We start from the raw sequence: 6,592 nt of genomic DNA, 5'->3' as shown, positions 1-6,592 counted from the left end.
CTTGACACAAGCTTATTCCTAAATACTAAATAAATAATACTGATATAGCAGTCGAAGGAAAGTGCGCGGATATATCGAAAGCTTAAAACTCAGACAAAGCAATATTTTTCCTTCTTATAGCAAGGGTGAAAAAAGAATGCTTAACTTTAGGTGATACTTCAATTATTCTGATGTTTACTTCTCCCCTACTCCCCCACTCCCCTACTCCCCTGCTCAAGAATAATGTGGCAAACATTTATCACACTTGGTATTACTTCCCTCTTCCTTCTTCCTTCTCGCTTGCTATAATAAACTTAGCTATCTAAAGCTTATTTTGTCTTCAAATATTAATGGCTAAAATGAAATTTAAAATATTAATAACAACCCTATTATTTTCCATAGCTTTTGCTACACCTGTAGTTGCATATACAAAGTGGCAAGTACGAATTTTAAAACGTTCAAAAGAATGTTTTTTCTGCAACCTTTCCGATATAAATCTCAGTGATTCTAATTATAAGAAAATGAACGTGACTGGTTCTGTATTAAAAAATGCTAACTTCTCTGGTACAAACCTTGAAAAAGCCAACTTTACCAACACAGATTTAACAGGGGCAAAATTCGAGAGCGCCAACTTACAAGAAGCTAACTTACAAAAGTCTATCCTTAAATCTACTAACTTTTGGGGGGCAAATCTTCAAGAGGCCAATTTACGCGGAGCAGACCTCACAGAAGCCATTTTTTGGAATGCCGATTTAAGAGGAGCAGATTTGCGGGACACTGATATTAGTAATGCTAGCTTCATCGATGCCCAGCTCAACGGTGCAATCTTACCTGATGGCAGCATATATCAATACAAATAGGCTTAATTAAGGTATCAGCTACTAATTGATATTAAAGAAGCACTTCAGCGGTCAGCTTTTTCTGCGGAATGCTGCGCAAACAGCTTTCAGCAGATTTTTTTGAGATGCCTTTGTTTGTGGAGCATTCCGGAACGGAAAGGAGATTTCAACTCCTCCGAGGGCCATCCGGTTGCTCAGAAGCCGGGGATTTTTACCCAGAGCGTTAACGAAGTCAGAGATCAGAACTCAGAAGTCAAAAGTCAGAAGTTAACCCACCCCTCGCCCCTCCCCCTCCCAGGAGGGGAAGTAGGGGACTTGAGCTTCGCTCCAAAAATATTTCGCCAATCAAGGCAGGGTGGCGCGACCCAATTATTTTGATAAAAGCTGATAGCTGATAGCTAAAAGCTGATAGCTAGTTAACTTTTGTACCCTTTACCCTTACAATCTTGAAACATTGTAAATATTTTCAATTTTAACTCGCCCTTTTATTAATTACCCTTAAAAACTATGGCTATTGGCTACCTCGCCTTTGTTCTTCATGCCCATCTACCTTTTGTCAGACATCCAGAAAGTGATTATGTCCTAGAAGAAGAGTGGCTCTTTGAAGCAATAACCGAAACTTATGTCCCTCTAATACAAATGTTTGAGGGATTAAAACGAGATGGTGTGGACTTTAAAATTACTATGAGTCTCACACCACCTTTGGTGTCTATGCTACGAGACCCACTATTACAAGAACGCTATGAACACCATTTAAGCTTACTTGAAGAATTAGCAGAAAAAGAATATGACCACAATCTCCATAACGGTCATATCCGCTACCTTGCAGAACATTACGCCACCCACTTCAATAATGTTCGAGAACTCTGGGAACGTTACGACTGCGACTTAATTTCTGCATTTAAACAGTTTCAAGACAGCAATAACCTAGAAATTATGACCTGTGGGGCCACTCATGGTTACTTTCCACTAATGAAAATGTATCCGGAGGCAGTCTGGGCACAAATAGAGGTTGCTTGTCAAGATTATGAAGCAAATTTTGGCCGTCGTCCCAGAGGGATTTGGGTGCCAGAATGTGCCTATTATGAAGGTCTGGAGCGAATGTTGGCAGATGCTGGGATACGTTACTTTTTAACAGATAGCCACGGCGTACTCTATGCTCGACCACGGCCTAGATTTGGTAGTTATGCTCCTATATTTACAGAAACAGGAGTAGCTGTTTTTTCCAGAGACCATGAATCTTCTCAACAGGTTTGGTCTTCCCAAGTAGGATATCCAGGAGACACAGAATATCGAGAGTTTTATAAAGATTTAGGTTGGGAAGCAGAATATGAATATATAAAGCCTTATATTATGCCTAATGGCCAGAGGAAGAATACTGGTATTAAATATCATAAAATTACAGGTCGTGGCTTGGGATTAGGAGATAAACAACTTTACGACCCGTACTGGGCCAGGGAAAAAGCTGCGGAACACGCTGGCAATTTTATGTTTAATCGGGAACGCCAGGTTGAGCATTTATACCATATTATGGAGCAACTCCCGATTATTGTTTCTCCTTACGATGCTGAGTTGTTTGGTCACTGGTGGTATGAAGGACCTTGGTTTTTGGATTTCCTCTTCCGTAAAACTTGGTATGACCAAAGTACTTATCGGATGACTCATTTAGCAGATTATTTGCAGAAACACCCAGAACATCAAGTTTGTCTTCCAGCACAGTCTAGTTGGGGATATAAGGGTTTTCATGAATATTGGCTCAATAATACTAACTCTTGGATTTATCCTCATCTACATACTACTGCAGAGCGAATGATTGAGTTGGCGGGACGAACACCAGCAGATGAGTTGGAGTTGCGGGCATTAAATCAAGCTGCCAGAGAACTTTTGCTGGCTCAATCTTCTGATTGGGCTTTTATTATGAGTACGGGGACTATGGTTTCTTATGCTGTGCGGAGAACAAGGTCCCATTTGATGCGTTTTAATAAGCTCTATGAAGATATTCTACAGGGAAAGATTGATTCAGGTTGGTTGGAAAAGCTGGAGGTGATCGACAATATCTTTCCTCAAATCAACTATCGAGTGTACAAACCACTTTTTCAGTAGTTAAAAGAGGGAGTAGGAAGTAGGGAGTAGGGAACCCACCCCTCGCCCCTCCCCCTCCCAGGAGGGGAAATAATTGATGATTTATGTGGGATAATTTATTTTCTTTTTTATGACAGCGGTTTTCATTTGGGTAGACCACAGTAGGGACGTTCCTATGGTTAGTCCCTACAAGGTTTTGTTTGTGAAGATGTGGTTCATAAATTAGCAAAAGCGCTGTATTGGAGATTTCTAGCGATCGAAAAACTTTCCCCCTTCTCACCTTTCCTTCTATAGCAATGAGCGCTGGTATATTTACAAATTGCAGGAGAGGCCAAATAGCTAAAAGTCTTATATGATCAGCAATTTATTCCCCCAGATGAGCTGTTGCCAGATGAGCTGTTGCCTGCGCACAGCGCTATACCTTATTGCGCCAGAACGCTACATATATAAGTTTAATATATTGCAACTCTACATATAGCGTTTAGAATTAATAAAAATAAAGATTTGTAAATAATTAGCATTTTGTAGCAAAAGTTACAGAATTTTTAGTTAATATAAAAATGTAAGGGAAAAAAGCTTCCCAAACATAAGTTCAATAATTAGGGGAGAAAATCAAATATGTTTACTGAAACTCAAACACGCTCTTTAATGGTACGTCACCACCACTTAGTAAAAAATCGTCAACAGTCAATGCTAAACAGAGTAGCTGTAGAAGTGGGCTTAGAAAATAGTAACTATTGGGGCCACATTCAAGGAAAAGTACAGCCTAGCTTTAGGAAAAATTATGAGCGTGGTCATGCTTCAATGAGCTAATTTATTTTCTTTCTTGCCATCATCATTAATCTTTAACAAACAACAGTTAATCAAACAGGAGAATTAAAAATATGTCGGTAGAAAATCAAGCACGCTCTTTAATGATCCGTCATCATAACCTAGTGAAAAATCGTCAACAGTCAATGCTGAACCGCACCGCCACAGAAGTGGGCGTGGAAGCAGATAATTACTGGGGAAATATTCAAGGAAAACCTCATCCTAGTTTTGTCACTACTTATGACCGTAGTCATGCTTCTATGAGCTAGAGTGAAAATCAAAAGTCAGCAACAGGAGAATGAAAAATATGTATGTAGAAAATCAAGCTCGTGCTTTAATGATCCGTCATCACAACCTAGTGAAAAATCGTCAACAGTCAATGCTGAACCGCACCGCCACAGAAGTGGGCGTGGAAGCAGATAATTACTGGGGAAATATTCAAGGAAAACCTCATCCTAGTTTTGTCACTACTTATGACCGTAGTCATGCTTCTATGAGTTAAAAATATTTTCCTAATAATTGAGTGATATCATGTTTGGTAGCATCGGTCTTGTATAGCAAAAGTAAGGAAGAAGAAAGAAAAAAGAAGGAAAATCTTAAATATGGTAGATATTTCCTCAACTTTTACACCAACGATACCAATAGACATGATATGATTTTTTTGACTCATTAGTCGCAACTTAACTACTGTAGTTAAGTTGCGACTAAATTTTTTCTCTAATATAGTAGATCTTTCCCCAGCTTTTACAAACAGGACTTATATCATGTCAGGATAATTAGCGATCGAAAAACTTTCTCCTTTTACTCCTCTTTTTTCTTGCTTCTTTCTTCTTGATTCCCTCCTGACTCCTGAGGATTCCATCGTTTATTTATAAGTATTCAACCAGGCATGGTATTACTTACCCAAACAAGAAACCGGGTTGATTTCCCAGATTATTGTCTTTCAAATCAGGAAATGTGTGGATAATATCAAATCTGGTAGCATCGGTGTTATTCAGTATTAAATATGTAGGGGCGAATGGTATTCGCCCTATATTGTAGGGATGCCATTCGGAGCTTTGCGGAGCGCAAATGGCCATTCGCCCTTACCCATTGTATGACGATCGACTGAATTATATTACTCCGAAGCCAACAGATTTGATATAAACCCGGTTTCTGCGTAAGTTCTAACACAAACTATACTAATGGACATGAGATGAGATCATCTTGTAAAATAGTTTATATTCACTCACTATCTGTTAGTATATATTTTCAATGCCATCTCCAACAACTCTACTAGAAGCAATTCGAGGTTACCGTATTTCACAGTGTATTTATATTGCTGCAAAACTCGGGATTGCCGATCTGCTCAAAGACGGAGAACAACACTCTGATGCCTTGGCCAGTGCCACTAATACCAACAAAGATGCAATTTATCGACTGTTACGAGCTTTAGCCAGTGTCGGCATTTTTGCAGAAACTCAGCCCCACTATTTTCAGCTAACTCCACTAGCAGCATATTTGCAAAGTGATGTTCCTAACTGCTCTATAAAACTTATACAAAGCGTCACATAAAGTGACAACTTGATGTTTACTTCCTGTTTCTACTGAGGCCGTCGGCGGTTACTCATCCACAGGCATTCATGCACAGGCATTCACGGTCGAGCCGACCGCATCTCTTGAGTGTGTCTTGCATTCTGAGGTTTCCTCGCCAATTAGCACTCGCTTTCTTAAATTTATACTGGCGTTTAAATCTCTATCTATTGACAACCCACAATCTGGGCAGTTATAAGTTCTCAGGTTTAATGGCAGATCTTGGACGTGACCGCAGTTAGAACAAGTTTTTGATGATGGAAAGAATCTATCAACTACTACTAACTTAGAGCCGTACCATTGGCATTTATACTTAAGCTGTCTCCGAAATTCATAAAATCACTATCTGCTAACTGATTTTCGCTAACTTATGGTTAGCTAACATACCCTTGACGTTTAAATCTTCTATGACAACACTGCCGTGGTTTTTGGCTAAATATGTTGTCAGTTTATGAAGTGCGTCTTTACGGATGTTTGCTACTTTTCTATGCAACCTGGCTATCTTCCGTTGTGCCGCCCTCCAGTTAGCAGAGCCTACCTCTTTATGACGATTTAGGTATTGCAGTCGAGATAACTTAGCTTCAAATTTATGATACGATCTCACACTCTCAAATACTTTTCCATCACTTAATGTCGCTAAGGTTTTCACACCTAAATCTACACCTACTACATCAGTTTTTTTGGGTGTAGTGTGAGAACGAAATTCATAGCTACAACTGAGATACCAATCCGAAGCTTGTCTGCTAATAGTGATTTTTTTAGTTGTTGCCTCAATGGGTTCATAAGTTTTGACCATACCAATAAAAGGTAATTTATGATTCCATCCATTTAGTTCTATTGGTTTTCCAGAATTATCAATTGTGTTTGCGTAGCATTCCGAAGGAAAAGAATCAGACCTACCCTTCTTTTTAAACTTTGGGTATTTTCCTAATCCTTTAAAGAACCTTTTAAATGCTTCACCTAAGTTTCGGAAAGCATATTGGTAAACTTTAGATGACAAGTTTTCATCCAGGGATATAAAGGCTTTGTGTGGTTAGTAAAAACCTCTCTAATTATACGAATGTTTGGCTTGTAACCATCAATATATGCAGCATTCCATAAACTTAAACCCCAATTATAACAGAAACGTGAGTAGCCTAAGTGTTGAGCCATCAGAGTTTTCTGCTTGTTATTAAGTTTGAGCTTGGTTCTAATAGATTTCATTTACTTCTAAACACAGCCTATCTAATAGTACGGTTTATCATTTTCTTTGTGGGTTTAATACCCCACCGTCTACACGGTGTTCAAAATTACTTGGGGGAGCGAATCCA

At 39.0% G+C, this 6,592-nt stretch carries 6 protein-coding genes and 1 pseudogene; 6 read left to right on the top strand and 1 reads right to left on the bottom strand.

The genetic code is table 11. The annotated features are described in order from the left end of the window. The first annotated feature begins 338 nt into the window (after window positions 1-338). The 6 genes from F6K13_RS12640 (at window position 339) to F6K13_RS12615 (ending at window position 5,264) form a co-directional block, all read left to right on the top strand. A complete protein-coding gene (locus F6K13_RS12640; RefSeq protein ID WP_161564416.1) occupies window positions 339-839 on the top strand; it encodes a pentapeptide repeat-containing protein in 501 nt (166 codons plus the stop codon). A 486-nt stretch (window positions 840-1,325) separates the two neighbouring features. Further along, window positions 1,326-2,921, top strand: coding sequence for a glycoside hydrolase family 57 protein (locus F6K13_RS12635; RefSeq protein ID WP_124144161.1), 1,596 nt, complete (start codon window positions 1,326-1,328; stop codon window positions 2,919-2,921). 597 nt (window positions 2,922-3,518) lie between these two features. After that, entirely contained in the window at window positions 3,519-3,713 is a 195-nt protein-coding gene (locus F6K13_RS12630) for a hypothetical protein (RefSeq protein WP_124144160.1), read from the top strand. Window positions 3,714-3,784: 71 nt separating this feature from the next. Beyond that, window positions 3,785-3,979, top strand: coding sequence for a hypothetical protein (locus F6K13_RS12625; RefSeq protein WP_124144159.1), 195 nt, complete (start codon window positions 3,785-3,787; stop codon window positions 3,977-3,979). A gap of 38 nt (window positions 3,980-4,017) precedes the next feature. Continuing rightward, complete coding sequence (locus tag F6K13_RS12620) at window positions 4,018-4,212, top strand: hypothetical protein (RefSeq protein ID WP_124154586.1); 195 nt, start codon at window positions 4,018-4,020, stop codon at window positions 4,210-4,212. Between the two features lie 752 nt (window positions 4,213-4,964). After that, window positions 4,965-5,264 carry a methyltransferase dimerization domain-containing protein gene (locus tag F6K13_RS12615; RefSeq protein WP_124154587.1) on the top strand — a complete coding sequence of 100 codons (300 nt, stop codon included), beginning with the start codon at window positions 4,965-4,967 and terminating at the stop codon, window positions 5,262-5,264. A gap of 66 nt (window positions 5,265-5,330) precedes the next feature. On the opposite strand, the pseudogene F6K13_RS35790 reads toward F6K13_RS12615, so the two are convergent. Further along, window positions 5,331-6,485 (bottom strand): annotated as a pseudogene (locus F6K13_RS35790) (RNA-guided endonuclease InsQ/TnpB family protein). Window positions 6,486-6,592: the final 107 nt, after the last annotated feature.

This window comes from Okeania sp. SIO2B9 (assembly GCF_010672505.1).
GTDB classification, from domain to species: domain Bacteria; phylum Cyanobacteriota; class Cyanobacteriia; order Cyanobacteriales; family Microcoleaceae; genus Okeania; species Okeania hirsuta.
The sequence above is the reverse complement of the archived record's forward strand: the minus strand, read 5'-3'. Positions and strand labels throughout refer to the sequence as shown.

What these genes read in the sequence shown, in the direction of transcription:
- F6K13_RS12640 (WP_161564416.1), top strand. Translation starts at nt 339, where the DNA reads ATGAAATTTAAAATATTAATAACAACCCTATTATTTTCCATAGCTTTT.
- F6K13_RS12635 (WP_124144161.1), top strand. Translation starts at nt 1,326, where the DNA reads ATGGCTATTGGCTACCTCGCCTTTGTTCTTCATGCCCATCTACCTTTT.
- F6K13_RS12630 (WP_124144160.1), top strand. Translation starts at nt 3,519, where the DNA reads ATGTTTACTGAAACTCAAACACGCTCTTTAATGGTACGTCACCACCAC.
- F6K13_RS12625 (WP_124144159.1), top strand. Translation starts at nt 3,785, where the DNA reads ATGTCGGTAGAAAATCAAGCACGCTCTTTAATGATCCGTCATCATAAC.
- F6K13_RS12620 (WP_124154586.1), top strand. Translation starts at nt 4,018, where the DNA reads ATGTATGTAGAAAATCAAGCTCGTGCTTTAATGATCCGTCATCACAAC.
- F6K13_RS12615 (WP_124154587.1), top strand. Translation starts at nt 4,965, where the DNA reads ATGCCATCTCCAACAACTCTACTAGAAGCAATTCGAGGTTACCGTATT.